The sequence below is a fragment of the Pedobacter sp. AW31-3R genome, from assembly GCF_052180285.1.
Classification (GTDB): Bacteria; Bacteroidota; Bacteroidia; order Sphingobacteriales; family Sphingobacteriaceae; genus Pedobacter.
Map to the genome: position 1 here is coordinate 4,451,968 of NZ_CP197475.1, position 26,414 is coordinate 4,478,381.

At 43.0% G+C, this 26,414-nt stretch carries 23 protein-coding genes; 11 read left to right on the forward strand and 12 right to left on the reverse strand.

Annotation, left to right across the window (positions count from 1 at the left end):
* The first annotated feature begins 107 nt into the window (after positions 1 to 107).
* The 3 genes from ACSBL2_RS18300 (at position 108) to ACSBL2_RS18310 (ending at position 4,283) form a co-directional block, all read left to right on the forward strand.
* On the forward strand, positions 108 to 1,874 hold the full coding sequence (locus tag ACSBL2_RS18300; protein WP_442587999.1) for a DNA integrity scanning protein DisA nucleotide-binding domain protein: 1,767 nt from the start codon (positions 108 to 110) through the stop codon (positions 1,872 to 1,874).
* A 94-nt stretch (positions 1,875 to 1,968) separates the two neighbouring features.
* Positions 1,969 to 2,361: a MerC domain-containing protein gene (locus ACSBL2_RS18305; RefSeq protein ID WP_442588000.1), complete on the forward strand. Its 393-nt coding sequence runs from the start codon at positions 1,969 to 1,971 to the stop codon at positions 2,359 to 2,361.
* 26 nt (positions 2,362 to 2,387) lie between these two features.
* The gene (locus ACSBL2_RS18310) at positions 2,388 to 4,283 is read left to right on the forward strand and encodes a CocE/NonD family hydrolase (protein ID WP_442588001.1); all 1,896 of its coding nucleotides are present in this window, start codon (positions 2,388 to 2,390) and stop codon (positions 4,281 to 4,283) included.
* Here the strand turns inward: ACSBL2_RS18310 and ACSBL2_RS18315 are convergent.
* The 4 genes from ACSBL2_RS18315 to ACSBL2_RS18330 form a co-directional block, all read right to left on the reverse strand.
* Positions 4,280 to 5,146: an aldose 1-epimerase family protein gene (locus tag ACSBL2_RS18315; protein ID WP_442588002.1), complete on the reverse strand. Its 867-nt coding sequence runs from the start codon at positions 5,144 to 5,146 to the stop codon at positions 4,280 to 4,282. The two genes, ACSBL2_RS18310 and ACSBL2_RS18315, sit on opposite strands and share 4 nt — an antisense overlap.
* 32 nt (positions 5,147 to 5,178) lie before the next feature.
* Positions 5,179 to 5,541: a response regulator transcription factor gene (locus tag ACSBL2_RS18320; RefSeq protein WP_442588003.1), complete on the reverse strand. Its 363-nt coding sequence runs from the start codon at positions 5,539 to 5,541 to the stop codon at positions 5,179 to 5,181.
* An 81-nt stretch (positions 5,542 to 5,622) separates the two neighbouring features.
* Positions 5,623 to 8,253: an ABC transporter permease gene (locus ACSBL2_RS18325; protein WP_442588004.1), complete on the reverse strand. Its 2,631-nt coding sequence runs from the start codon at positions 8,251 to 8,253 to the stop codon at positions 5,623 to 5,625.
* Positions 8,246 to 8,935 carry an ABC transporter ATP-binding protein gene (locus ACSBL2_RS18330; RefSeq protein ID WP_442588005.1) on the reverse strand — a complete coding sequence of 230 codons (690 nt, stop codon included), beginning with the start codon at positions 8,933 to 8,935 and terminating at the stop codon, positions 8,246 to 8,248. Before ACSBL2_RS18330 ends, ACSBL2_RS18325 begins: the two co-directional genes overlap by 8 nt.
* A gap of 87 nt (positions 8,936 to 9,022) precedes the next feature.
* Here ACSBL2_RS18330 and ACSBL2_RS18335 point away from each other — a divergent pair, with 87 nt between their 5' ends.
* Entirely contained in the window at positions 9,023 to 9,730 is a 708-nt protein-coding gene (locus ACSBL2_RS18335; protein WP_442588006.1) for an arylesterase, read from the forward strand.
* Between the two features lie 52 nt (positions 9,731 to 9,782).
* On the opposite strand, the gene ACSBL2_RS18340 is transcribed toward ACSBL2_RS18335, so the two are convergent.
* Positions 9,783 to 12,716 carry a TonB-dependent receptor domain-containing protein gene (locus ACSBL2_RS18340; protein ID WP_442588007.1) on the reverse strand — a complete coding sequence of 978 codons (2,934 nt, stop codon included), beginning with the start codon at positions 12,714 to 12,716 and terminating at the stop codon, positions 9,783 to 9,785.
* Between the two features lie 395 nt (positions 12,717 to 13,111).
* On the opposite strand from ACSBL2_RS18340, the gene ACSBL2_RS18345 reads away from it, so the two are divergent.
* Positions 13,112 to 13,273: a hypothetical protein gene (locus ACSBL2_RS18345; protein ID WP_442588008.1), complete on the forward strand. Its 162-nt coding sequence runs from the start codon at positions 13,112 to 13,114 to the stop codon at positions 13,271 to 13,273.
* A 112-nt stretch (positions 13,274 to 13,385) separates the two neighbouring features.
* Here ACSBL2_RS18345 and ACSBL2_RS18350 read toward each other — a convergent pair whose 3' ends face one another.
* Positions 13,386 to 13,850 (reverse strand): YMGG-like glycine zipper-containing protein, encoded by a 465-nt coding sequence (locus tag ACSBL2_RS18350; protein ID WP_442588009.1) that lies wholly within the window; start codon positions 13,848 to 13,850, stop codon positions 13,386 to 13,388.
* A gap of 216 nt (positions 13,851 to 14,066) precedes the next feature.
* Between ACSBL2_RS18350 and ACSBL2_RS18355 the strand changes: the two genes are divergently transcribed.
* The gene (locus ACSBL2_RS18355) at positions 14,067 to 14,387 is read left to right on the forward strand and encodes a hypothetical protein (RefSeq protein WP_442588010.1); all 321 of its coding nucleotides are present in this window, start codon (positions 14,067 to 14,069) and stop codon (positions 14,385 to 14,387) included.
* 1 nt (position 14,388) lies between these two features.
* Here ACSBL2_RS18355 and ACSBL2_RS18360 read toward each other — a convergent pair whose 3' ends face one another.
* Positions 14,389 to 14,619: a hypothetical protein gene (locus tag ACSBL2_RS18360; protein ID WP_442588011.1), complete on the reverse strand. Its 231-nt coding sequence runs from the start codon at positions 14,617 to 14,619 to the stop codon at positions 14,389 to 14,391.
* Between the two features lie 146 nt (positions 14,620 to 14,765).
* Here ACSBL2_RS18360 and ACSBL2_RS18365 point away from each other — a divergent pair, with 146 nt between their 5' ends.
* The 3 genes from ACSBL2_RS18365 to ACSBL2_RS18375 all read left to right on the forward strand — a co-directional run bounded on the left by ACSBL2_RS18365 (position 14,766) and on the right by ACSBL2_RS18375 (position 17,531).
* The gene (locus ACSBL2_RS18365) at positions 14,766 to 14,972 is read left to right on the forward strand and encodes a cold-shock protein (protein WP_442588012.1); all 207 of its coding nucleotides are present in this window, start codon (positions 14,766 to 14,768) and stop codon (positions 14,970 to 14,972) included.
* 140 nt (positions 14,973 to 15,112) lie between these two features.
* Positions 15,113 to 15,937, forward strand: a complete 825-nt coding sequence (locus ACSBL2_RS18370; RefSeq protein ID WP_442588013.1) for an SDR family oxidoreductase — start codon at positions 15,113 to 15,115, stop codon at positions 15,935 to 15,937.
* A 208-nt stretch (positions 15,938 to 16,145) separates the two neighbouring features.
* A complete protein-coding gene (locus ACSBL2_RS18375; protein WP_442588014.1) occupies positions 16,146 to 17,531 on the forward strand; it encodes an MBL fold metallo-hydrolase in 1,386 nt (461 codons plus the stop codon).
* Positions 17,532 to 17,564: 33 nt separating this feature from the next.
* Here the strand turns inward: ACSBL2_RS18375 and ACSBL2_RS18380 are convergent, their stop codons facing one another.
* Together ACSBL2_RS18380 and ACSBL2_RS18385 are read right to left on the reverse strand one after the other, a co-directional pair.
* Positions 17,565 to 17,981 (reverse strand): response regulator, encoded by a 417-nt coding sequence (locus tag ACSBL2_RS18380; protein WP_442588015.1) that lies wholly within the window; start codon positions 17,979 to 17,981, stop codon positions 17,565 to 17,567.
* Between the two features lie 8 nt (positions 17,982 to 17,989).
* Positions 17,990 to 20,206: an ATP-binding protein gene (locus tag ACSBL2_RS18385; protein ID WP_442588016.1), complete on the reverse strand. Its 2,217-nt coding sequence runs from the start codon at positions 20,204 to 20,206 to the stop codon at positions 17,990 to 17,992.
* Positions 20,207 to 20,610: 404 nt separating this feature from the next.
* Between ACSBL2_RS18385 and ACSBL2_RS18390 the strand changes: the two genes are divergently transcribed.
* On the forward strand, positions 20,611 to 21,939 hold the full coding sequence (locus tag ACSBL2_RS18390; protein ID WP_442588017.1) for an OmpA family protein: 1,329 nt from the start codon (positions 20,611 to 20,613) through the stop codon (positions 21,937 to 21,939).
* 183 nt (positions 21,940 to 22,122) lie between these two features.
* Complete coding sequence (locus ACSBL2_RS18395; protein ID WP_442587581.1) at positions 22,123 to 23,658, forward strand: IS1182 family transposase; 1,536 nt, start codon at positions 22,123 to 22,125, stop codon at positions 23,656 to 23,658.
* Between the two features lie 140 nt (positions 23,659 to 23,798).
* Here the strand turns inward: ACSBL2_RS18395 and ACSBL2_RS18400 are convergent, their stop codons facing one another.
* The 3 genes from ACSBL2_RS18400 to ACSBL2_RS18410 all read right to left on the reverse strand — a co-directional run bounded on the left by ACSBL2_RS18400 (position 23,799) and on the right by ACSBL2_RS18410 (position 26,395).
* Positions 23,799 to 24,164, reverse strand: coding sequence for a hypothetical protein (locus ACSBL2_RS18400; protein WP_442588018.1), 366 nt, complete (start codon positions 24,162 to 24,164; stop codon positions 23,799 to 23,801).
* A gap of 38 nt (positions 24,165 to 24,202) precedes the next feature.
* A complete protein-coding gene (locus ACSBL2_RS18405) occupies positions 24,203 to 25,384 on the reverse strand; it encodes a lycopene cyclase family protein (RefSeq protein WP_442588019.1) in 1,182 nt (393 codons plus the stop codon).
* Positions 25,385 to 25,456: 72 nt separating this feature from the next.
* Positions 25,457 to 26,395, reverse strand: a complete 939-nt coding sequence (locus ACSBL2_RS18410) for an L-histidine N(alpha)-methyltransferase (protein ID WP_442588020.1) — start codon at positions 26,393 to 26,395, stop codon at positions 25,457 to 25,459.
* Positions 26,396 to 26,414 lie beyond the last annotated feature (19 nt).

The window sequence follows — 26,414 nt, forward strand, 5'->3', positions numbered from 1 at the left end:
GTAGATGGAAAGTTCAGATATCTTTGTTGCACATACATTCCTCATTTAAACCAACACAGCCACTATAGCATAAACCTTCTACTTCAATTATACATAAGATAGACGCTATGAACGCATGTGATCATTTAATTTGGGAACACCAGCAACACTGCCAGATCTCTCTTCAACTGGCAGCCGAAGAACTTTTCAACGCCATAGATGAAAGGCTTTCCCCAAAAATTTTCTTGATCGGAGCTTTAATCACTCCGGATAGGGACCGGCCATTTATTGTATTGGAATGTCCTGATGAAGAGTACTGCGTACAGGATTTTGCAGCCATTAAGCAGATCAACCTGCAGCAAAGCCTGTTGATCCGTACAGCGGACAATCAGGAACCCACAGGAACCTATGACAATCAGGAGAACCGGCAGCAGCATGAACGCCTGAATAACCTGTATGTAACAGAAATACAGCGTGCGCTGAGAATAAACGATGGCAAAACGAATGAATACTTTATCTCCCCGCCCGTCCAGATAGAAGGTTACCTGGTCTATGTCATTGCAGCACTCCATAAAAAAGCCCTGAACACTTTTTATAACCTCAGCAGGGACCGTATGCCCTCAGGTCAGAAAATCAGCCGTTCATTGACAGAAAGCATGATTAAAGTATATCTTGAAGCGAGTATGAATGCCTTAAAAGCAAAGTCGCAATCAGATTTTAACGTACTGACCAAAAGCCGTGATGAGCTGATCAGCAAAGCGGGGCACGATTTTATGGTCACCATATCCACTGCGGGTCAGCATCCCAACGGTTTACATGTCTTGTTTGAGGCCTGCAATACCATCTCCTCTTTAAAATATGAAGGTGCTGAAGGGCTTGGAAAAATGGTTATTGCCCGGCAGCAGCATCCCAATGTAAAAATTACCATGGAGCTGGAAAATCCGATACACATCAAAGACTTCCGGAGGATGAGAAAATTTCTGGAACTGGCCGGAAATAACCAGATGATGTTTTCAGATGCTGTTTTCATCTATGGGCTGTGCGAGCTGAAGGGAAAATACAATAGTCATGATGAATCTTTATTTATCATCCACTTTACGAAACACTTCCATTGGGAAGTGGTACACAAAGACCATGTCATGATCGCAGTAGCTTTCAGGATGCCTGAATTATACAGTGAGAAAATCAAAAAGGAAAAGTTTTACTCCAGTCTGAAGAGGGTATTCACTGGCATCGACAGGAACAGGATGAACACGCTTTGGGAAGTCACCATGGAAGCTACCAAACAAAAACATGGAACTATACTGGCCATATCATCAGACGCGGAACGGGAGGCCATCAGGTTAAGCAGCCAGAGTTTTAAAATTAAACCGATAAAAATCAATAAGGAACTGATCAAACAGGTCACCTCAATTGATGGTGCGGTATTGATTGATACGGACTGTACCTGCCATGCCATTGGTGTGATCCTTGATGGTATCGCAACAGACAATGGCGATTCGTCCAGGGGAGCCAGATACAATTCAGCAGTACGCTATTATGAATATATGGAGGGCAGTGCCAAAACAGTATTGGTTGTGATTTCTGAAGATGGCACGATTGACCTTATTCCAGACTTAAAGCATCAAATCAGGCATTCTGTGATTTCCAAGCATATCAATGCATTGGAAAAACTAAGCAGGACAGATAAGTTCCTGAGAAAAAGCTTCCACAAACTCATGGAGTTTTTTCAGGAGCATAATTTTTATCTCAGTGACAAAGAATGTCTACTGATCAATAAGTTGAGGAGGACAATTGAATTCCGGCACAGGGACAACAATGAAGGGATCCATATCATATGGAATAATCTGGTTCCCAACAAGAACATGAATGCTGGATATTACCTGAAAGAATAGATTCTCATGGAAATGCCATTAAATTGCAAATAATAACACAAAGGCTAACAATGCAATGAAGTTGCTTTTATATTTGCAATCCAATATTTTACTTATGCAAACACTAAAGACATCTGCCACGCTGGATCGCATTGGAATGACCGCTTCGACGTTATGCGCCATCCATTGTGCACTCGTACCTGTTTTTTTAACGGCTCTTCCACTAATCGGCTTGGAATTTCTTACAAATCAATGGGTAGAAATATCGATGATCCTGCTCTCGGTTGTGCTGGGTACCTTATCACTCAGCCTATCTTACCGCAAGCAACACCGTAAACTCCTGCCCTTCCTGGTGCTTTTTACCGGATTCATCCTCATTGGCGCGGGTCATTTTTCAGGCATGGAGATACTGGAACCGATCCTTATTCCTTTAGGCGGCCTGATTGTTGCCGGAGCCCACCTTTTAAACTGGAAATTAAATAAAGTTTGTACACATGTACATAAGTAAGCACTGATTTTGTTTATTTTGCTCAAATGAATGCTTACGGAAAAACCTATATACTATCGGCAGCCATCTCTATGCTGTCCTTTGGTGTGAATGCCCAGCGGCCTGTGGTTAATCAGGATGATGCCATCTACATCAAAAATCATTATACCAAAATTGAAAAACTGGTGCCAATGCGGGATGGCATAAAACTGTTTACCGTAATTTATGTTCCGAAGGATACCCGCAGGAAATATCCGGTAATGTATAACCGCACACCTTACAGTGCAGGTCCTTATGGAGAAAATGCCTATAAGGCCAGTCTGGGTCCTTCGATGCTGTTTGCAAAGGAAGGCTATATTTTTGTTTACCAGGATGTCCGTGGCCGGTACCTGTCTGAAGGAGAATTTGTCGCCACACGTCCCTATATTCCACATAAAAAGAATAAAGCCGATACTGATGAAAGTTCCGATAGCTATGATACGATAGAGTGGCTGGTCAGGAATGTCGCCGGTAACAATGGAAAAGTAGGAACCTGGGGTATTTCAGCTCCTGGTTTTTATACCACGATGACCACAATAGATGCCCATCCGGCATTGAAGGCAGCTTCCCCTCAGGCTCCGGTTACGGATTGGTTTATGGGGGATGACCGCCACCACAATGGTGCTTTCTACCTCATGGGAACATTTTCATTTCTTTCCTATTATGGAGCGGTTAGACCTGAACCTACCACTGAACATGCGGCTTCTTTTGCCGGATACGGTACGCCAGATGCCTATAGCTTCTACAAGGAACTGGGACCGGTAAAAAATGTAAATGAGAAATACTTCAAAGGTAATAATGCCATATGGAATGAGATGGTGGATAATGAAACCTATACTGCATTCTGGCAATCGCGTACACCGGTTCCCCACCTGAAAAAAATTAAACCTGCTGTGATGACGGTAGGTGGCTGGTTTGATCAGGAAGACCTGTATGGGCCGCTGAAAACATTCGCAGGTATAGAAAAGAATAAACCAACGGCTCCCAATTACCTGGTGATGGGCCCCTGGACACACGGCAGCTGGACACGGGGAAACAATGATGCCTTGGGAAATATCCGCTTCTATTCAGAAACAGGCCCATATTACCGGGAACACATTGAACTCGCTTTCTTCAACCATTACCTGAAAGGGACAGTTCAACCGGATATGGCTAAAGCTACCATATTTGAGACCGGCTCCAATCAATGGAAAAAATATTCCGCCTGGCCACCAAAAGAAGCGGAACAGAAAAACCTGTACTTCCATGCCAATGGAAAACTATCCTTTGAGGCTCCTGTAACAGGAGAACACCCTTATGATGAATACCTTAGCGACCCCGATAAACCTGTCCCCTATACCAAAGAAATAAGGATTGACAGGGGCAGCGATTTTATGTATGAAGATCAGCGTTTTGCGGCAACAAGACCCGATGTACTGGTGTACCAGACTGACGTGCTGGAAAAGGACCTGATCATTTCAGGAAATTTAATGGCAGACCTCTTCGTGTCTACAACGGGTACCGATGCAGATTTTGTGGTGAAGGTCATCGATGTCTATCCCGGTGATGCAGCCGATGACAGCCCTCTTCCGGGAACAAAAATGGGTGGTTTCCAACTGTTGGTTCGCGGGGAAGTTATGCGGGCAAAATTCCGTAAAAGCTTTACGGTACCAGAAGCCATGGTACCCAATGAAATTACAGAAGTGAAATTTGACATGCAGGATGCTGCACACTGTTTTAAGAAAGGCCACCGGCTAATGGTACAGGTGCAAAGTTCATGGTTTCCATTGGTAGACCGGAATCCGCAGAAATTCGTGAATATTTATAAAGCAACGGAGGCGGACTTCCAAAAGGCAACCCACAGGGTACACTTTGCAGATGACCGCCCATCACATCTTCGGATCAGTGTAGTAAAGGGAGATTAAAAAACCTCCACTTCCCAACAATTTTTCCAGTCCAGCCCAGGCGATAAAGAAATAATCCCTTCTTTATCACTGAGCTGCTGGTTATGGTTTACGCCATCGGCTACGCCACACCAGGGCTCGAGACAGACAAAGTCGGCATCTTTAGCGGCCCAAATCCCGAAATAAGGGAAGTTTTTGAACCTGAAATTCAATCCATGCTGGTTTTTGGTATTCCTGAGTAAAATGGCATCGCTCTTCAATGTTTTAAAAACGAGGGCATCATTGTAGAACAATTCATGTGTCAAAGGCATTTTGCCATGGTCCAGTTCTACCGTTACGGTTTCATCACTGATATCATTGCCTTCGATTTTATGGTAGGTAATGGTCTTATCCTGGTTGAAATCCAGATAATAATCTTCATACACCGTATCAGGGCTTAAGGGGACAGCAAATGCAGGGTGTCCACCAACAGAGAAAAGAAGGTCTTTTGTTCCGGGGTTACTCACCTCATAGGTACAGGAAACAGAGGCCCCTTTTAATTGATAACGTAAACCCAGCCTAAACTCGAAAGGATAGACTTTCAGGGTTTCTTCATTGGACTGAAGCGTAAAAAGAACTTCCTCATCACTGATCATTTCGGATTCAAAATCATAATCCCTCGCAAATCCGTGACGGGGAAGCTCATAGACCTCTCCTTCAAACATATACCGTCCATCTATCAGTCCACCGATGACAGGGAATAAAACCGGGCTGAATTTCGGCCAGTATGCAGGATCACCATCCCAAATATACTCAAGATCAGTATTTTTATTTTTGATGCTTCTGAGTTCAGCACCTTTAATGGCTATAGCTATTTTGATGTTCTCGTTTTCCAGTAAAATCATGTGATAAAATTAGAAAATTAAATGACAATTATCTATTTACCCAATAATTTTTCTATTCGCTTAACGACATAATCAAGATCGAAAGGTTTAGCAATATAATCATCTGCACAGGCCGTCACACTTTTCTCTTTACTTCCCGGATTGGCTGACATCACGATCACAGGAATATGTTTCGTAAACATGTCTGTTTTCAGGTCATCGCAGATCTCAATTCCGTTCCCATCGGGCAGCATCACATCGATAATAAACAAGTCTGGCAAAGCATCATTTAATTTACTTTTCAATTCGGCAAACGTGGAGGACAATTGTAATTCATACCCTTCATCCTTCAATAAGAATTCAATGATGTATCTGATATCCTGATCGTCTTCGAGTACGTGTATTCTTTTCTTCATAATTAGTCTAAGGCTGTAAATTAAATTTCCTGATTCATATCAAACACTGTTCCGAAATCTTATTAAAAGATAATATTTTCGCTAACTATCTTTCCGTAAGACCTCTAAAGGAGGGTGATGAAGGACACTTCTGCTTCCCAGCATTCCGGTAATAACTACAAGCAACGTGATTGCAGAAAATAAAATCAATGCGGGCAGCAATGGCGGAACAAATACAGAGGCGAAAATAAAGGAAGCCAATGCCCAGCTTCCTGCAAGGGCAATAAACACGCCTCCAGCAGCTGATAGCGCACCCAGGAACAGGTATTCTATAGCCGTAATGGCCAATATCTGGCGCCCCGTAGCGCCCATTGTCCTGAGCAGCACAATTTCCCGCAAACGCTGATTCTTACTGCTTCGTACAGCAGAAATCAACACAATCCATCCGGTAATCATACTGAAAGAGGCCATAAAACGAATGACGAAACTTATTTTCCCCAACAGCTCATCCAATAATTTCAGCAAAATGCCGACATCAATGATCGTAACATTCGGGAATCCCCTTACTACCGCAGCCTGATAGGCAGCAGAAGTCTTTGGATCAGGCACTTTTGTCGTCAGCACATGAAACTGCGGGGCTTCTTCCAGTACCCCTTCAGGAAAGACCAGTCTGAAGTTCGTCTGTACCCTGACCCAGTCTACTTTTCTCAGACTTCCGACAACGGTTGGGATCAGCATTCCCTGCACATTGAACTGAATTTTATCACCAACCTTGACCTTCAGGCGTTCTGCATACCTTTCTTCCAGAGACACGTATACCGTATCTGATGGTGATTTCACACTTCCATGCCATTTGCCACTGGTGACCTGTTCTGCTTCAGTGAGTGTATTTTCGAAAGTTGCCCTGATTTCCCCTTTAAAAGCCCGGTCGGAACTCTCTCTTGATGCCTGCCCTTCAGGCCTGGCCGCAGCTTTATCCTGATGCAGGCTGTCGGCATGCTGATAGTCAAGACTGTCTGCCAAAGCCGCCTGCGCAGCTGTTCTTCCATTGATCTCATCAATCCTCATGGTAACAACCGGAACCTGGCCCATTAGAGGCAAGTGGTAACGCTTGGTCAGCTCCGTCAACTGCTCTTTCTGGTCGTTCTGAATATCAAATAATATCAGGTTGGGCTGTTTCTCTCCTGATGATAAAGTCACCCGGCTGATCAGGATCCCCTGCACGAAATACAGGGTCGAAATGAGTGCCGTAGAAAGGCCTATGGCAACAATCAGCATCAGGGTTTGGTTATTCGGGCGATAGAGATTGGAAAAACCCTGTCTCCAGGCATAACCTGCATTTGCAGGCAACAAACGTCTAGCTCCCCAAAGCAGCAAAAGAGAGAGTCCGTAAAAAAGTCCTATCGCGATAAAAATACTGCAGGTAAATACCAGTGCCTGCATCCACCCCTTCACCTGCAGGTAAGTAAAGCCTGTGACAAAGAGAAAGATCATGAAGTAGACCAGCCATTTTAAAGGCTCAACCCTGCTCTTCAGCTCTTCAAAAGATAAGCGTATGGCATTTAAAGGAGAGATATGACGTACGGTAAGCAGGGAAGGCAAAGCAAAGAGCACAGAAATCAATATGCCCGTCAATATGCCCTGCAGAATGGCGATCCATGAGATCTGCATGGTAAATGCCACCGGGAGGATATCCTTCAGGATAACAGGCAGTAGAAACTGTATCCCGGTTCCCAGTACTGCACCAATCACCGCGCCGATCATCCCGATAAATGTAATTTGGATCAGGTAAATCAAAAATGCATCCCAGGCTTTGAGGCCAAGGCAGCGAAGGGTAGAAATCGCCGCCATCTTTTCCCTTACATATACATGTATTGCACTTCCCACACCAATACAGCCTAATAACAAAGCAACAAAGCCTGATAAGGCGAGGAATTGGTTCAGGTCTTCAAAAGAGCGCCCTGTGCGCTCCTTTTTAGAAGCTACCGTTTCATATTCTATCCCTTCCATTTCCAGGATAGGCCGGAGTTTCCGGAGGGCAGCATTTAATCCCACCGCTGTCCTGAACTTATAATAATAAAAATAATTGATCCTGCTTCCCTCCTGCGCCAGTCCGGTCTGTGCCAGGTATTTCATCGGCAGGTATACAATAGGGGTCACCATTGCCACTACCCCTGTTTGTCCCGGAGCATTTTCAAGAAATCCGGAAATGCCGAAATTCACATTTCCGAGTTTAACACTATCTCCTGGCAATGCCCCAAACTGCAGCATCACCGTTCTATCCACTACCGCATTTCTGCCTGTCGTCAATCCATTTACCCCGCTTTTGGGTGAAGTTTCAATCGCTCCATAAAAGGGATATTTCCCTTCCAGGGCTTTGACCTGTACCAGCTTGCTCCCCTGCCCTTTGATAAAATAAAGCATGGAGATAAAATTCTGTTCTCTCGCCCGCTCATCGCCCAGCGTATCCAATATGGCCAGGGTCGACTTGCTGATGGGCTTACGGCTAAGTACCGTCAGGTCCGCTCCACTCAGACTTTTGGCCTGCTCATCCAGGTCATGCTGCAGGTTATTGCTGAAAGAATAGACGGCAACCAGGGCCGCGATGCCCATAATGATGGAAGAAGTAAAAAGAAGGAGCCTCGATCTGTTTTTACGGCTGTCCCTCCAGGCCATTTTAAATAACCATGAAACAGGGGCAGATTTCTGGTAGTCGGTTTTATTTTCAGACATAAGCTTTCTGTTCATCGGCGATAATCACGCCACTCTTTAAGCGGATAATCCGATCTGTTCGGGAAGCCAGTTCAAGGTCATGTGTCACAATAATCAATGTAGTTCCGGCTTCCTTATTGAGGTCGAACAGCAGTTTAATTACCTTTTCACTGGTTTCCCCATCAAGATTTCCTGTAGGTTCATCGGCAAATAAAATAGTGGGAGTATTGGAAAATGCCCTGGCCAGGGAGACACGCTGCTGCTCTCCACCGGAAAGCTGTACAGGGTAATGGCCGGCACGTGCAGAAAGGCCCACTTTATCCAGCAGGTCCATTGCCCTTGGCCTGATGTTTTTTTCCCCGCGCAATTCCAGGGGTACCATAATATTCTCCAGTGCTGTAAGAGTGGGCAGCAACTGGAAATTCTGGAAGATAAAGCCAACATATTGGTTACGTACGGCCGCACGTTCATCTTCCGACAGTTGGTCCAGTACCACGTGGTTCAATTCGATTGTTCCGGAGCTGGACCTGTCAAGTCCGGCACACAGGCCAAGCAGGGTAGTTTTACCGCTTCCTGAAGGACCGGTAATAGCTACTGTTGATCCTTTTTGTATAGAAAAGCTGATCTGATCAAGTATGGTGAGTGCAGCACCTGCACTTTCATAACGTTTGCTCACTTCTTTTATCTGGAGGATATTTTCCAAAGTAATGGGGGTTAAGTATATATATTTTGACCTAAATAGGAGATAATTGTTACGGCTAAATATAAAGCAAAAACTTATTATTGTAAGATGGATGCAAATATGTTACGTTACAACTACATTGTCTTTTTAGTCATTATTGTCTTGTTCAGCAGCTGTGGCAACACTCCTAAACAGGAAAAGGAGCATACTTCTCCGGCCGCATCTGCCGATACCTCTTCAGCAAGGGCGCCAGAAAAAGCGGGTCCGGTAAAAAACATTTTGTTCTTTGGCACCAGTCTGACGGCAGGACTAGGCGTAGCCCCAGAGCAGGCTTTTCCTGCTCTGATACAGCAGCGGATAGATTCCCTGTCCCTGCCCTACAAAGTAATCAATGCCGGATTAAGCGGGGAAACTTCTGCTGCAGGAAAAGGCCGTATTGATTGGTTACTGCGTCAGCCTGTAGCTATATTCGTGCTGGAACTGGGGGCGAATGACGGGCTTCGCGGACTTCCTGTAAAGGAAACCACCACCAACCTGCAGCTCATCATAGACCGGGTAAAAAAGAAATATCCGGAAGCGAAGCTGGTACTGGCAGGCATGCAGATGCCACCAAGTATGGGACAGCAGTATACCACGGCATTTAAAAATATTTATCCCGGACTGGCAAAAAAGAACCACATGGAATTGATTCCATTTTTATTGCAGGGCGTTGGGGGAAATGCAAGCCTGAACCAGAAGGACGGAATCCATCCGACTCCGGCAGGACACCGCATTCTTGCAGAGAATGTATGGCAGAAATTACAGCCGGAATTGTAAAAAGCATCCATTGTCTACCTTGCATGGCATACAATGGATGCTTTAATAGCTCTTATTTGTTCAGCAATCCTTCGAAAGTAATTGCGGCATAGTAGAGTGCACCGATAGTGGGACCGCCTGCATACTGCAGGAAGGGTTTGTTAAAGATATTGGTCCCCCCAATTTTAATACTGGCGTTGGCCGCAGGTATTTTATAGGTAAACTGGGCATCAAAAGTATTGATGGCAGCAATTTCCCCGGTAACCAGCGGACTCTCCCAAAGGAATGATTTCTGCCATTTGTATACCGCACTGAATCCCAGGTTTTTTACAATCTCCCGGTTACCGATAGTCAGGTTGGTTGCCAGCTCCGGAGTATTGAAACCGGTAACAAAAATATCATTCTGCGCATTGGATTTTATCTTGTTATAACTTACGTTCCCTGCAATGGTATACTTCTGATAAAAGTTATAGGTAATTCCTACAGCAGAGCCGTAATTCCTGTATTTATTTTTGGCATTGGTATAGACACGGTAGCGGTCCTGACCGGCATCCCTGTTCACATCCAGCATTGCCAATATAGCGGCATCAGACCCCACAGTTGCTCCTTTTGGAACATCCACCTGTACCTGTCCCAAAAATCCTGTATACACATTGGTATACGCATCAATATCCAGGAAAAGCGTATTGGATAACAGCACACTTTTATAACCAATTTCAAAAGAGGTGATCTTTTCCGGACTGGCTTTCGGCAGGTCTGCTTTGACCAGCAAATCCCTGTTTGCCAGTGCAGCAGTGTTTCTGTCCGCTCCACCCGCAACGGCAGCATTTACGGCCGAATTGAAAACCACACCGGAAGCACGCGTATAGCTATTGTCCAGGTAACCTAAACCCTCATTGATATAGGAAAGGCTTCCTACCCTTTTCACACGTCCGTTATTCACATAAGAAAGGGCTTCAAATAATCCTGGAAAGCGATATCCCTGCTGATAGGTCAACCTGAAATTATTATGGGTATCCGGTGAGTACACCGCTGCGATTCTTGGGGTAAGCTTCGGATCAAATTCAGGATTGTAGTCATACCTCACCGATCCGAATATTTTAAGTTTCTCCTGGAAAAGTGTTTTGGTCACCTGCGTAAATCCACCAATCTTTTTGTAGTGGATGTTTTTGCCATAGGAACCATCCTCCAGTGGTGTACCGCGTTCTTCAATAGAGCGGCTAAAATCAACGAAGTTATTCCCATCGGGTATAATTTCATACATCCTTGCATCACCTCCAACAAGCAGTCCGAAATATTTCGCCTGTTTGGATAAATCCCACTGACCTTCGATATGGTACATCCTGCTTTTCTGGATAAGTGCAGCGCCACCAGTTGCCGGTGCATTGGGGATAGTGGAAGACTTGATGTCCCAGTTATTGATTCCGATGATGGTATTTTTGAGGGATTCAAATGCCTGCGTTCCAGGTTCAACACGTCCCGCGTCAGCCTGTTGCCTTGCATAAGCAGTTGCTGCAGCCAGGTTTTCATTGGTCAGTGATCCCCCATTGTTCGTCGCATAGCTGTTTAAAGCGGCTTTATATTTCGCCCCCCATACAGATCCGCTGCCACCACTTGCCAGGTCAAGATTATCTGCCAGGGGTTTTACATTGTAGGAATCGCCGGAATCTTCAAGGGAAATATAACCGCGTACCAGGAAATTACTTCCTTTTAATTCCAGTTTATGGTTCTGCACAATCACATTGTCCAGCTGGATTTTATTGCCCCGCTGAAATACACCGTCCATTTTACCGATCCGGTAATCGTATGAAATTTCAGCTACATCACCTATACGGTAGTGTAATGCTGCATCAAACTTCAGGTTATCTACATTGGAATTCACCAGGTCTTTTTCCCAATATCCCGTCCTCGCCACATTCAGGGTTTGGTTCGCCTGTCCGTTGATCGTTAATCCACTAACAGATACAGTATTACTCCCAGCCAGAACATCGTCACCATATTTGTTCCAGCCATCAAATGCAATGTTATTTGCTCCGTTTAGCGCTGCGTAGGCAGGATTGGCACTTTTGAGAGAATTGGGGTTCTGGTCCGTCCTTGTATCTGAAAGCCAGTCGGTTCCCCTCAGGTAACTGAGGTTCACTTTAAAAGCAAACCTGTTGTTAAAAGCTTTGGCATACCGTACTGCAGTTTCTGTCAGGTTGCTGAGGTCACGGCCTGTTCCCCCAACATGATTGAGGCCTGATTTCTGATAAAAACTAAGTCCCTGATACAGAAACGGACTTTTGGTGATCAGGTTGGACATCCCGTTGATGGCATTCATGCCATAGAGTGCAGAGGCGGCACCGGGTGTAATTTCAATACTGGCGATATCCAGTTCCGTAGGCCCGATAGCATTACCCAGAGGCACCCCTAAAGTTGCGGCCTGCATATCGATACCATCCACCAACTGCATAAAACGGTAATTGCTGGGAATATTGAATCCCCTGGTATTTGGAATCTTAAAAGTCAAACTGGCCGTAGTCATCTGTACACCTTTCACGTTTTCCAATGCATCGTAAAAGCTTGGTGCCGGAGATTCGCGGATGGCCCTGATGTCCAGTTTTTCGATCGCCACAGGCGATTTAAGAATATTTTCCGGAACACGTGAGGCAGTAATCACGACCTCATTTCCGAGTATGGTCTGTGTCGACATTTCAATGTTCAACTGGGAGCCGGTGTTTTTCACTTCAAACTCCTGGGTTTTAAATCCAATGCTTGTAAAAACAAGGGTAAATGGGAATTTTAGTTTTGAACGCAGTTTAAAGCTGCCGGACTGGTCTGTCGTAGTACCGGCAATTGTTCCTTTAATCAATACGCTGACCCCTGCAATAGGAGTTTTAGTATCCTGGTCAATGACTTTTCCTGTTACCTCTATCAGCTGATTTTCCTGTGCAGAGATTTGCTGCAGGCCGGATAAAACAAATAGGGAAACCAACGTAAAGAGACGCGTTAAGTAGAGTGTTTTCATAGTGTCATTTAGGGCAAATAATTATAATATATTTTATCTACAGATTTAGTATGCAATTATACATCAACGGTTTGGCATTGCAAAATATATCCAGACTATTTCAGCTGCTGTGGATTGATATTTATCATGCCGGCCAGGAGATAAATATTTTTTCGTATATTTGCATGGAACGGAATAATAAACACACTATTCTCTTCAGACTTACTTGCTATCCATCCATTGGTTAGATTCAATTTTTCGTGGCTCCCTTACCGTTGTTGCCCGAAGATTTTTTTATATTCAGGCTAAACGGATCCATTTCATTATCTATGGAACCGCCTTAACAAGTAATTGCAGAGAGGAGTTATTTTTTGATTTAAATAAGGAAATTTATGGCTAAGTCTCAGGCAACCTTCATGAAGAAGCAACTAGAAAAAAACAGGCAGAAGAAAAAAGAGGATAAAGAGCTGCGTAAACAGGAGCGTGCACAAAACTCTACTGGTGGCGATTTAGAAAGTATGATGGCGTATGTGAACGAATTCGGTGAAATCGTATCTACACCACCAGAAAAGAAATAAATAATGCATTTGCTAAATAAACGGCATCCCTCTTTAACAAAACAGGCCTTACTCGAAAGAATAAGGCCTGTTTTGTTAAAGAGGGCTTTAGATATGGATTGACAATCAGGGTTTATTGTGCCCTTCCTGATTTTTTATCTTGTCCGCGACCGATCAAGTAACCTGCACCAGCCCCGGCAACGCCACCGATCACTGCACCACGGCCTTTCTTTTTATCAATTAATGCACCACCCAATCCACCGGCACCAGCACCAATCACGGTACCTAATGCAGCGCTACTCCAGCCTTTTTTCTTTGTTGTAGTGGTGGTGGTAGTTGACGATGTTCCTGGTGATGCCATGGTTGCTGCCGGAGCATTTTCCGCAGCCCTTGCTTCAGATAACATCAAAATTCTTTTCTCCTCCTGAAGCTTCGCTTCTTTCTCTTTTTGTGCCACTTCAACGCGCTTGAAACTATCCAATCTCATACTATCTTTCACTGCTTTTATTGTGGCCTGTTTTGCGGCTTCCTCATTTGCTGCATTGTTACATGAACTAAATGCCAGCGCCATTGCGAATAATACGAATATCTTTTTCATAAGTCTATAATTTGTTTTTTTTATTCATGAAGCTTGCATACTATTCATTTCAGTTGATAAGATGTAATCTTATGCAGGTTTCATTGTGTTGTTTTTTTATGGGTGAGAATTATTAATATAACCAGGTATAAGTAAAAATGATGCCAGAATTCCTTATTGTTTAATAAAACAATTCCTCCCTATCTGAACTTATATGAAGGAATCAATATAAATACCATGGAAAATACAACAGATAAAAACACGGCTATAGAAAGCAAGAAGCATCCTGAACCTTCAGAAAACATCCAAATGGATATTGAAACTGTGACTCCTGATGCGGAAAAACCAGTGATTCCGGAAGAAAATGAAAAGAAAGAGGACCTGCCTGTAAAAGAAAATGCAGCTGATAATAATGAGCAGAAAACTGAACAGCCAACTGGAGAAACAGAAGAGTCTGTTGATGAGGCAGCAGCGCCTGATGCAGATCCGGAGGAGCCAAGCCCAAAGGAGGACAGTTCTTCTGCTGAACAGGACAATATCGAAACGGTCACCCCATAGATTATTTATCCATTAATGGTGAATGACCGGGGCGCTCATCGCTGTCACTATCATCACTCTCTCCATCTGGATTGTGTGAGATCCGGTCATTATCATTATTGAGATGGGCATAAGCCGACGCCGTTGAGGAATGGTCGGCGTCCAGTCCGGGATTATCCGCCTCCTCTTTTATACTATTATTGATGAAATTCGTGTTTGCACTATCCCTGTTTTCATTACTTTTCTTTTCCATATCTATGTTATAAAACAATATAAGAATGAACAATCATTTCCTCGTATAGTTTGATCAGAATGGTCCGTGCCCCTAAAATTAACCATTATGGTTTTGGATATTAATATTCAATTGATTATTTTCACATCGAAATTTATAACAATAATATGCGTACAACAGGAAAAGTTAAATGGTTTAATTCTGCAAAAGGGTTTGGTTTTATAACTCCAGAAGATGGAGGAAAAGATATTTTCGTACATTTTTCTGCAATAGCAGGCGATTCTTTCAGAGAATTGAATGAAGGTGATAACGTTGAATTTGAATTGAATGACGGTAAAAAAGGCCCTGAGGCTTCTAACGTTGTTGTTCTTTAATTAGAATTCACTAACAATAAAAAGGGGGTATGCCGATGCATTACCCCCTTTTTATGTATATAAAACGTCACATTTCAGTCCAATTCTGCATTTAACATAGCATGATATTGGACTGGATGGGGCAAAGACAAGACTAACTTATGCCTGCAATAAAAAGAAAAACGATCAGTATTTTAGGCTGTGGGTGGTTGGGGTTGGAACTGGCAAGGGAGCTTTCTGCCGAAGGCTATCTAATCAAAGGATCCACAACCAGTCCGGATAAGTTAAATACAGTTCTGGAGACCGGGGCTATTCCCTATCTCCTCAACTTTCAGGAAGATAAAGAAGATTTTGATATCCGTTTCTTCGACTGTGACCTTCTGGTGATCAGTATCCCTCCTGGAAGAAGCAATGCTGGACAACACACTTTCCTCACTAAAATCCAGAAAATAGCACATGTAGCTACCACTCAGCAGGTCAGCAATATACTTTTTATAAGTTCCACCTCAGTGTATGGCGATGGCAATGCTGAAGTTACTGAGCGAAGTAGCCCTTCACCCGACACGGCATCAGGAAAGGCTATCTTAGAATCAGAAATATACCTGGAAGCACAACCGGGATTTACGACAACCATTATCCGTTTTGGTGGATTGGTTGGCCCAGGAAGAGATCCCGGACGTTTTTTCGCTGGAAAAAAGGATATTCCCAATGGAAATGCCCCAGTAAACCTGATCCATCAGTCAGATTGTATCGGATTGCTGAAAAAAATTATTGAACTGGAAGCATTCGGCCACATTTATAATGCCTGTTCTCCGGAACATCCTTCAAGAAAAGAGTTTTATACACAGGCTAGCCTGAGATCCGGACTGGAACTACCTGAATTTACAGACGAATTGCTATCCTGGAAACTGGTAAAAAGTATTCATGTACCCGCACATCTGGGCTATGTATTTAAAACAAAAATTAATACGGCTGAATCACAGTAATATTACCTGTTTTCAAGGTTCATTTTTATCAATTCCGACAGGACATTGATTAATAATTGATAACTTGCTATTCATTGGCGTCATTATTTGGGAGATGGTAAGATATATACGACTCTAATCATTAGAAATATACAATTTATCATCAGCTGAATCTTCCAAATACTTTCTCTCCAAAAAATACCGATCACCTATTGAAAAACATGAATAAATGAACTTAACGATTTGGGGAGCAGCAAGACAGGTTACAGGAAGTATGCATCTGCTCGAATTGGACAATTATAAAATTCTGATCGACTGTGGACTGGATTATGAGAAAGAAACCTTTCAGCAGGAAAATCAGTATTTCCCATTTTTTCCTTCTGACATAGACGTTGTTATTTTAACACATGCCCACATAGACCATTCCGGTAACTTACCGACCCTGGTAAGAATGGGTTTCAGGGGGCAAATCCTATGTACACCACCTACTGCCGATCTTACAGAATTGCTCCTAATGGATTCTGTCAATATTTTCCTGGGTAAACAAAACAAACGTTCCAAAGGTAAGAGAGGTCATTCCGGGCCTCCACCACTCTACCTGCACAAACATGTGATGGATACAATGGAGCGTTTCGTTACCATATCTTTTGATCGGGAATTCAGGATCAATGAGGAAGTATCCCTTCTCTTTGTGCCGGTAGGACATTTACTCGGAGCTGCAGCGGTAGTTCTCAGGATAATGGACAAGGGTAAAGAGAAAAAGATTGCCTTTACAGGGGATATCGGAAGGAAAAATTATCCGGTGCTGGTCGATCCGCAAACTCTTCCGGCGGTGGATTATTTAGTTTCAGAATCTACCTATGGAGGCCGGCTGCACAGCAGGGAAATGACCATTGAGCAAAAGCTGGTGGAAACTATCAATGAGACCTGTATCAAGTTCCCGGGGAGATTAATCATCCCGGCCTTCAGCATTGGCAGGACCCAGGCCCTGGTGTATTCCTTAAATAAGATTTTCAGCGAAGGCTTACTCCCAGCGGTAAAAATATTCGTCGACAGTCCCCTGGCAGGTCTTGCCACAGAAGTCTATCGCAAACACCACCATTTGCTCAATGCCGATTCACAGGAGTTTTACCGTAAAAAAGGAGATGAATTTGAATTCGAAGAACTCTCCTATGTACAGGACAAGAGGGAAAGTGTATCCATATCAAATTACCATGAACCCTGCATCATCATCTCTTCAGCAGGGATGCTGGAAGGGGGACGGATCCAGGACCATTTATTCTATAACATACAGAATTACTATTGCACCATCCTGTTCATCGGTTATTGTGCCAAAGGAACGCTGGGAAACAGGCTACTACGTGGAGACCCTATTGTTCGGCTGCGTAACCGCGACCTGATGGTTTTTGCAACCATTAAACAAACGGATTTACTGAGCGGACATGGAGACCATGATGACTTATTGAATAACATCAAAAATCAGGATGTTCGGCAATTAAAACGTGTATTCCTGGTTCACGGAGAAGAGAAAAGTCTGAAGAGCCTGGCAGATGCCATTACAGAAAATGGTTACCGGGTCACGATTCCTGAAAAAGGAGAAGTATTTGAGCTTTAACCCATCAGAGAAAGCTGGAAACCGCAATGTGCACTAGAGCACATTGCGGTTTTGTGTGAACCAGAAATCATATAACGACTGCATACAGGTCAGCAGGTTATTGTATCCGTTGGGTTTCGTTAAAAATGCATTTGCCCCGCTTTCCAAAGAAGACTTTACGTCGTTTGTATCATCTGAAGTAGAGAACAGGATAACCGGAACATATTTAAAAAAAGGCATTTCCTTGATCTTTTTCACCAGGTCGAGCCCCGACATACCCGGTAAATTCAAATCAACAAGAATCAGCTTCGGCCGGTGTTTTTCATCAGAAAACCGTTGTAAGGTACTGATGGCAGCATCTCCATCCTCTACAATTCCAACCGTTAAATCTTCTTTCACCTCTTTCACTGCATATTGCATGATAAATGCAAAATCAGGATCATCTTCTACATAAAATATATCGGGAGACATCACCATAACTATTTTTTGAAAGCTATGTAAAATACTGTGCCAACTTTCAGCTCACTTTCAAACCATATCCGGGCATCGTGTTTTTCAACAATACGTTTAACAATGGCCAGTCCCACGCCGGTCCCTTCATAAGCTTTGACATTGTCCATTCTTTTAAAAAGTTCGTATACTTTATCCTGATGGTTGGGGGCAATTCCAATCCCATTATCACGAATGCTGTAAACGATCTCATCATCCGTTTCCAACCCTTCAATAACGACTTCAGGACGATCCGCATGTGCACTGTATTTTACAGCATTGCCAATGATATTTGTAAACACCTGTAAAATAAGCACCTGTGAACCTTTAATAGCTGGTAAATCCTTCAGCACTACAGCAACATGGTCAGCCTTCTGCGCGGCCAGCACTTCGGCTGAGGCGTCTTTAATCAGGTGATCCATGTCAAGTTTATCCATTTCCACTTCCATTCTGCCCATTCTGGCAAGCTTCAGGATTTCATTGATCAGGAAGGCCATTTTATCTGCTCCGGCCACAACCCTCGACAATTGTTGCCTTCCCTGTTCGTCGAGTGACTTGTTGGAAAATAATATCAGTTCTGCATAACTCTTTATGGAAGTAAGTGGGGTGCGCAAATCATGGGATATTGTGTAGCTAAATGTATCCAATTCCTCATATGCCCTTTTCAAACGTTCATTCAGCATCCTTATTTCCCCGGCCTTTTTATGAATGGCACTGAGGATTCTCTCCCTTATTTTAATCACATTGGAAATCTCTGCCTTCGTCCACTTTACTGCGGTATGTTCCACCATTTCCGACCAGGTTTCAAATGAGTTGCGCGGAGAAAGGTTCATCAATCCATCAGGAGAGATCACGACTGGTTTATTGGGATCTCCGGCCCATTTTATAGTAGTAATCTGTTCCGGCTTAAACCACACCACCATTTCAGACATATCCCTGGAAATCATACAAGCAATAATTCCACTACCAATTTCCTTGAAGGCCTTAGCAGGTGGATATACCTCGGGCAAGCGGTGCGTATAATACACCCCATCATGCATAGTAATTTTAAGCCAGTTAAACAGCTCTGTCAACTGTGCAGTTTGCGGTGTTTTTCCTTTAGTGGAAATCTCATTCTCAAATAATACAGCCACACCTGTTGCCCCTATAATATCCTTCAAGGAATACTCCTTACCGGTTAAGGCGGCATGCAGTTCTCCATCCTTGGTCAGTTGTAAATTTATTCCGTTCAAGGCAGCCAGGTATTGGCTGTTTTTATCAGACTCTTCTTCCTCTTCTCTATATTCCAGGGCAGAAGAAACAATTTTACCAATCAGTTTGGCAGCTTCCCTGGCCTTATAATCAATAAACTTTGGGCTATAATTATGACAGGCAATCAAACCCCATAATTCTCCGTCAAGCAGCAGTGAAATACTGAAGCTCGATTCAACGCCCATATTTTTCAGGTACTGGATGTGTATAGGTGAAACTGCCCTTAAAACAGCATGGGTCAGATCCAGCGGGATATCTTCCTGATAGGTCAGGATGTCGGCACTCACTGAACTTACATCCGCGATAATGCGTGTATAGTTTAGTTTATATAATTCCCGTGCCTGTTTGGGGATGTCAGACGCAGGGTAATGCAAGCCATAAAATGATTCAAGCTCTTCATTTTTAACTTCTGAGATGACTTCACCATGGCCATCCTCCAGAAATTTATAGATCATTACCCTGTCGTAATGAATAATATCTTTAATTCCCTTAGCGGTATTGTTCAGTAAAGATTGTAGGTCTTTGCCCGCCAGAATTTCGGATACCGATTTTCCAATAAGGTTCTGGATATCATATTGTATGGTTACCGGTTCGAATTCCAGCAGAAATTCAGGGCCAGAGACCGAAATGATTAAGTAATACTCATTTCCGTTGATTTTAATGGGATATGGATTAATCGTCTCAAAATTCTGCTGTGCTGCTCCCAGCTTAAGCAACTGCAAGAGTTGCCCTTCTCCAGTATTCAAGGCTAATAATGGCTCCACTTCGGCAATGGAAAGTCCAAGGATATCTTTTGTAAGGGAGGGCAAAAATTCTGAGCTGTTGCTACTGATATAGGTAATAGTTAAGGTTTGGTGGTGTATAGCGACCATAAAACCATGCGACTGTATTCTTCCGGGGATGTGGATAGGCTCTTTGTCACAGTTGGTCAGATCAATGGGAGTTGTATTCTTCATAAGGTAGCTCATTCAAATGCATTAGGTATTGCAAAAAATTATAATCTATAAAAATAATCAGATAAAGTTGCTAACCAACATTATTTTGATTTAGTTTTTCAAGTCAAAAGCTAAACAATTGGAATATATAGTGGCCTTACTGCGTCACATTCCAGTGATAATAATGCAGAAATATTAAACTCAAAAAGGGCTGAATTCCCCAGAATGTATGGTAAACTATACACTATTTTGAACATAACAGTTCAAAAGTCAGTATTTGCCAAAAAGACAATACCAAACACAACAAGCTCATTAACAGCTGATTTTACGCAATTATTTTCAAAAAAACGCTTTGGCAAGATTATTACATGTACTCAGTGAAATCAGTGATGAACTGGTTAATTTAATATCTAACATTTACGAACATGAATTCGAAAATTACAAAATCGGCTTTGATCTTATCCTTAGTAGGATTATCAGGCTCACTATTCGCTCAGGACATAAACTCGGACACGACTAAACGTTTTGATAAAAAAGATTTCCGTACCTGGTCTATCGGACTAAACGGAGGGATGCTCACGCACTACACACCATTCAACAACAGGGCTAACGGCGACTTCGCTACTCCACAAGAGAGCTGGGGTTACGGAGGTTATATTAAGAAACAAATTGTTCCGGGATTTGGTATCCAGGCAGACTTCCTTGCTGGTAAAGTAAAAGGATTCAGATCAAATGCTCTGCCTTCTCCATCTGCTGCACAAGATAACAGCAGCTTCGAAACACGTATTGATTGGTCAGCAGCTTTAAGCGCAAATTTTACAGTAGCGAACTTAAGCTTAAACCAAAAACGTAACATCCTTTCACCATATTTAACTGCAGGTGCGGGTTACATGTCATCAAGTGCAAATGTGACCAACACTCCTGGTGGAGCAAGCACAGGTTACACTGAAAACTGGTTCGTACCGGTTGGAGCAGGTTTCAAACTAGGTGTATCCAAAGGGGTGAACATCGATTTGGGTTATACCGTAAGCTTCATGAAAGACAACAACTTTGATGGTGTTGCTGGTGCTGCTAACGACAGGTTCTCTTATGCACATGCCGGTGTGGAGATTGCCTTGGGTAAAAAAGGAACATCACAGTTACAAAACTTCAGCCCTATTGCAGCAATTCGTGAAGAAAGTGCAGCAGAAAGCGCAGAGTTAAGAAGAGCATTGTCTACTTCAGAGCAAAACAGACTGAGAGATCAGGAACAATATGCGAAAGATATGGGTGATGACGATATGGACGGTGTGGCTAACAAATTTGATAAATGCCCTGGAACTCCTGCCAACACAGTTGTAGACGGTGCAGGTTGTCCTTTGAAAACGCCTAAACCAGTAGTTACAGAGAAAGTAATCATTACTGAAGCAGACCGTAAGGTAGTAGGTGAAGCGATTTCAAACTTAGAGTTTGACTTGGGTAAAGCTACAATCAAAGCGAAATCTTATCCAACATTAAACCGTGTAGCTGCCTTATTGGTAGAGAAAAACTTCAGCCTGAAATTGGCAGGTCACACGGATAATACGGGTTCAATGGCTTTAAACTTACGTTTATCGAAAGACAGAGCAGAAGCGGTAAAAGCATACCTTGTATCTCAGGGTGCTAATCCTTCTACAATTGAAGCAACAGGTTATGGTCCAAACCAACCAATTGCAACCAACAAAACTGCTGCTGGTCGTCAGCAAAACAGAAGGGTTGAGTTCTCTTTATTCTAAGCTGAACTTGATATCTTAAGATAATCGACACATCAATAAGAAGAGGCTGTATCATAAATCATGATCAGCCTCTTTTTTTATTTATAGCTTCTGTCTCTGCTTATTTTTTATAACATTTTTTCGCAGCACTATTGACACAATTATTTGATTTTCATATATTTAATGTATTAAAACACACTAGATATGGCAATCAGAGAACCCGTATTTAAGCCCTATAACCAACAGCAGATTCTTGCCATCCCGCCCACTCTTGATGAATTAATTCCTGATTCCCATCCTGTTAGAGTTGTAAATGAGGTGATTAATAAGATTAGTATAGAACCTCTTCTAAAAGCCTACCACATTAAAGGCAGTTCCAGCTATCATCCCCAACTTTTGCTTAAAGTTCTGGTTTATGGTTATCTCACCAATATCTATTCGAGCCGTAAGCTGGCTGCCGCTTGCCGTGAAAGCATCTACTTTATGTGGCTGAGCTCCATGAGCTACCCAGATCACAATACCATCAACCGTTTCCGGGGTGTACGCCTGAAACATGCCCTTCGCAGTGTATTTGAGGATGTGGTAAAACTACTTGCCGCTGAAGGCTTATTAAGCATTGAGGAAATCAATACCGACGGGACTAAGATCGAAGCTAGTGCCAACAGGTACACTTTTGTCTGGAAGAAATCCATTCAGACCAATAAGGAAAAAATGAAAAAGCAGCTGACCCACATTTGGGAATATGCGCAACAGGTGGCCAGTGATGAAGACAAGATGCCTGAGCCGCCTGATTTTAAACAGATTGATAGTGAGAAGGTAAAGCAAGCTGTAGAGCAGCTGAATGAAAAGCTTGCCGGGCGGAAAGATATAGACAAGAAAGTGAAGGATAAGCTAAATTATGTAACTAAAAATTATCCGCAGAATATAGCCAGATATGAAGCTCAGGAGGCTATTTTGGGCGAGAGAAACAGTTATAGCAAGACAGATACAGATGCTACTTTCATGCGGATGAAAGAAGACCACATGAAAAACGGACAGCTGAAGCCCGGCTATAATGTACAGATATCTACCTCTAACCAGTTTATCGTCAATTACACGATACATCCCAACCCAACCGACACGACTACCCTGAAGATCCACCTGGAACAACACGTAAGCAGCTTTGGAAAAGCACCAAAGAAACTTACAGCAGATGCAGGCTATGGTTCTGAGGAAAACTACCAACTGCTGGAAGATCAGAAAGTTGAGGCTTTTGTGAAATATGGCATGTTCGATAAACAGCAGAAGGGTAAGTACAACAGCAAATCTCCTTTTGGGGCAGACAAGCTTTTTTATAACCAGCAGCAGGATTGTTATATCTGCCCAATGGGCCAGCAAATGCTGTCAATCGGGTCTTACACAAAAAAGACGACAACAGGCTTTAAGCAAACCCTTAAAAGATACCAGGCAAGGAATTGTGAAAACTGTCCTATGAGAGCAGTTTGCCATAAATCAAAAGAGAACCGCATCATTGAAATCAATGAAAACCTGAACAGGCTTAAGCAAAACGCATTCGAAAAGCTGAACAGCGAAGAAGGAATACAGCGGCGAAAGAAACGATGTTATGATGTAGAACCTGTCTTCGGAAATATCAAACAGAACCACGGGTTCCGCCGCTTTAGGCTCCGTGGAAAGGAAAAAGTGGCCATCGAATGGGGCTTACTCGCAATTGCACAAAATATCAGAAAAAAAGCAGCCTAAAAGAGCTGTTTCATTGACCTTTTTCAAAATCAGATGACTAAAATGCAAATGAACGCGTTGGTGTCCAGAGATGGTACAAAACTTATTAAAATAAAAAAGGCTGCATCATCTAATTTGATACAGCCTCTTTTTTATAGACATTAATCTGGTTCACGCTCCGGCCAGTATTCTCCGCTGAGATGTAACGCTTTGCATTCAATATCGCAGTCGATATGCAAAATCATCTGCTCTTGATTCAAAGTATCTATAGCACTGCAGGCATTAAATTCCTCAATGCGATATCCTGCTTTTAAACGAATGTTCAGAAGATGCTCAAATTTCACAGATCCTGGAATAACATGTACCCCACTCACCTTCTCCCTGGAATAGTACAACTGTAACATATAGGCAATCTGTAAGGATGCCTCTTCAACCTCCCTGATGAGTAGTTCGTATTTGAACGCTTTATCCTGTGTTATGGCAGTGAGCAATTCTTCAGATGGTTTTAAGATATGGGTAGCCTGCATGGATTAAAGGTAACATAATCTATGCATAACGAGTTCAGCTAGTGCTTAAAATTCCGGAATACAGCAGCAGAAAAGGCTTTAAGAAAGGGCAGAATGCGTAAGCTCTTCATGATCTGCACATCCTGGAAGATGGAAGTCTCCGCATCCAGAAAAGCGAAAATAACTGATGCAGGCGTATGTTTAAACAGGTCGCCAAAAAGCTGGTATCCCTTATATTTTTCTTCAGCAAGCACATTAAGCAAGGTGGAATCATACAAATACTGTTTTAGTCCGACCGTTTCCTTAACAAAATACGGACCTTCATTTTCTTGCCAGGCCTGAAGGATTTTCCCGATGGTTTTCTGCGTATTGGTAAATGTATACCCAGTGCTGGCACGGGTATCTCCTCCGATGGTACCAATATTGACGATATGTCCATCAAACCTCCGGAACTGGTAGTCAGTCATAGGGATAACTCCGAATTCAGATTCCAGGATCTCATAATCACCGATCTGAAGTACTGTGGCAAGATATTCCCGGATACGGGAATCATAGACTTCAACCGGCAGTAACGATTTGGAAAACAGGGTATATTCGACGAAAATTTCAGCAGCATTGATAGGCAGCGTATAAAAGAATGTAGTACCATATTCCTGCCCTGTCCTGAAATCCATCAGGTGGGCCGCCCTCATATCCGGGGCAATACCATTTATTTTAATCCTGATGCCTTTAAAATGTTGTAAAAAATATTGTTCCTGTTTTTTTAACTCCGGCTTTCTGAAAAGGGAATTGAAGAGGTAAGTTGAATGGTAAATATGGGTTTCCGTAGTAAGTCTGCAGCCATTTTCACCATCATTGATGGCCATAACGGTATCCTTTACAAACCTGATGTTTTTAAACTGTCCCAACCAGGACAGGACATGGGTATAAAAATCAAGGCTCCGAATGGAATTGTACGTATAACCGCCGCTTTCCAGAGGGATGCGATTCCCCTCATGGCTGAAAAACAAAAGTTCTTTCCATTCCCTGTGAATCAGGTGATCGAAATCTGTACGTTCCTTTTTCCAGAAAGACCAGGTCCTGTCATTCTCCTTTTTGTCAGAAGCGTCAACCACAATAATATGTTTATCTTTCCAGATACCCAGTTTCATGGCACGGTACAGGAGGCTAAGCCCGGCCAGTCCCGCTCCGCAAATCAAAATATCACATCGTTCTGTCTGCATTTCCTGTCGTACTCCCACTTTGTTTGATGATCCTACCTGTATCCACAAAGGTACGAAATCAAAATAGGATCATGCGCATGGTTGTCTCCCTTATATGCATTGCCAGACCGTATCGACAAACCATTTTTTATGGTCGAAGAAATGGTTCACGGTTTTAAACCCTGATATTCCTGCCATCTGCTCGGTTTCTTCTACACTATATTTCTGGGAGATTTCCATGTAAATGAACTCACTTTCCTGGAAATGGAACTGTTGCCCCGAGATGGTTACCACCTGATCCTTCTTGCTGATCAAATAGCTTTTACAGGCTCCACTTGCAGGGTCATAAGTAGGATAATGTTCAAACTGTGTCCTATCGAAATTGCCTCCCAGCTCTGTATTGATCCGCTGAAGCAGGTTCAAATTGAAGTCCCTCGTAAAACCCGCAGCGTCATTGTAAGCCGAGAGGACAATACCCGGATTCTTTTTCAGATCGAAACCAACCAATACCAGGTCACCCTCCTGAAGTACAGAACGGATGTTACGGCAGAAAGCCAGTGCATTTTCAGGTGTTTCATTTCCAATATTGCCTCCCAGCATCAGGACAACTTTCTTGCGGCCTGAGATTTCATTTGCTTTTTCCAGCATCTCGAAATATTCCCCGTTCAATCCCTGAACCTTGAGTCCGTCGATTTTTCGCGGTAACTCCTGTTCCAGGTAATCGACCATACCGGAAGAAATATCTATGGGCATATAGGTAAAGTCTACCTGCATATCCATCAGTTCTTTCAGCAGGTAGCTTGATTTCGTCGCATCTCCTGCACCCAACTCTACCAGGTCGAAAGTGTTGAATCCATTTTTAAGCGTAACTGCCAGGTCTCCCGTTCTCTCCCTGAAGATTTCCATCTCACAATCCGTGGGATAATATTCCGGACAGTTCATGATTTCCTGAAAGAGCTTATCGCCCTTTTCGTCGTAAAAGTATTTTGAATTTAGTCTTTTCGGCGTTTCACTTAAGTCGTGCAATACCTCTTTTAAAAATTGATCCATAGAATGATAGCGGAATAAT

Excerpts from the sequence above, each read along its gene's own strand:
- ACSBL2_RS18300 (WP_442587999.1), top strand. The coding sequence starts at position 108 with ATGAACGCATGTGATCATTTAATTTGGGAACACCAGCAACACTGCCAG.
- ACSBL2_RS18305 (WP_442588000.1), top strand. The coding sequence starts at position 1,969 with ATGCAAACACTAAAGACATCTGCCACGCTGGATCGCATTGGAATGACC.
- ACSBL2_RS18310 (WP_442588001.1), top strand. The coding sequence starts at position 2,388 with ATGAATGCTTACGGAAAAACCTATATACTATCGGCAGCCATCTCTATG.
- ACSBL2_RS18315 (WP_442588002.1), bottom strand. The coding sequence starts at position 5,146 with ATGATTTTACTGGAAAACGAGAACATCAAAATAGCTATAGCCATTAAA.
- ACSBL2_RS18320 (WP_442588003.1), bottom strand. The coding sequence starts at position 5,541 with ATGAAGAAAAGAATACACGTACTCGAAGACGATCAGGATATCAGATAC.
- ACSBL2_RS18325 (WP_442588004.1), bottom strand. The coding sequence starts at position 8,253 with ATGTCTGAAAATAAAACCGACTACCAGAAATCTGCCCCTGTTTCATGG.
- ACSBL2_RS18335 (WP_442588006.1), top strand. The coding sequence starts at position 9,023 with ATGGATGCAAATATGTTACGTTACAACTACATTGTCTTTTTAGTCATT.
- ACSBL2_RS18340 (WP_442588007.1), bottom strand. The coding sequence starts at position 12,716 with ATGAAAACACTCTACTTAACGCGTCTCTTTACGTTGGTTTCCCTATTT.
- ACSBL2_RS18345 (WP_442588008.1), top strand. The coding sequence starts at position 13,112 with ATGAAGAAGCAACTAGAAAAAAACAGGCAGAAGAAAAAAGAGGATAAA.
- ACSBL2_RS18350 (WP_442588009.1), bottom strand. The coding sequence starts at position 13,850 with ATGAAAAAGATATTCGTATTATTCGCAATGGCGCTGGCATTTAGTTCA.
- ACSBL2_RS18355 (WP_442588010.1), top strand. The coding sequence starts at position 14,067 with ATGGAAAATACAACAGATAAAAACACGGCTATAGAAAGCAAGAAGCAT.
- ACSBL2_RS18360 (WP_442588011.1), bottom strand. The coding sequence starts at position 14,619 with ATGGAAAAGAAAAGTAATGAAAACAGGGATAGTGCAAACACGAATTTC.
- ACSBL2_RS18365 (WP_442588012.1), top strand. The coding sequence starts at position 14,766 with ATGCGTACAACAGGAAAAGTTAAATGGTTTAATTCTGCAAAAGGGTTT.
- ACSBL2_RS18370 (WP_442588013.1), top strand. The coding sequence starts at position 15,113 with ATGCCTGCAATAAAAAGAAAAACGATCAGTATTTTAGGCTGTGGGTGG.
- ACSBL2_RS18375 (WP_442588014.1), top strand. The coding sequence starts at position 16,146 with ATGAACTTAACGATTTGGGGAGCAGCAAGACAGGTTACAGGAAGTATG.
- ACSBL2_RS18380 (WP_442588015.1), bottom strand. The coding sequence starts at position 17,981 with ATGTCTCCCGATATATTTTATGTAGAAGATGATCCTGATTTTGCATTT.
- ACSBL2_RS18385 (WP_442588016.1), bottom strand. The coding sequence starts at position 20,206 with ATGAAGAATACAACTCCCATTGATCTGACCAACTGTGACAAAGAGCCT.
- ACSBL2_RS18390 (WP_442588017.1), top strand. The coding sequence starts at position 20,611 with ATGAATTCGAAAATTACAAAATCGGCTTTGATCTTATCCTTAGTAGGA.
- ACSBL2_RS18395 (WP_442587581.1), top strand. The coding sequence starts at position 22,123 with ATGGCAATCAGAGAACCCGTATTTAAGCCCTATAACCAACAGCAGATT.
- ACSBL2_RS18400 (WP_442588018.1), bottom strand. The coding sequence starts at position 24,164 with ATGCAGGCTACCCATATCTTAAAACCATCTGAAGAATTGCTCACTGCC.
- ACSBL2_RS18410 (WP_442588020.1), bottom strand. The coding sequence starts at position 26,395 with ATGGATCAATTTTTAAAAGAGGTATTGCACGACTTAAGTGAAACGCCG.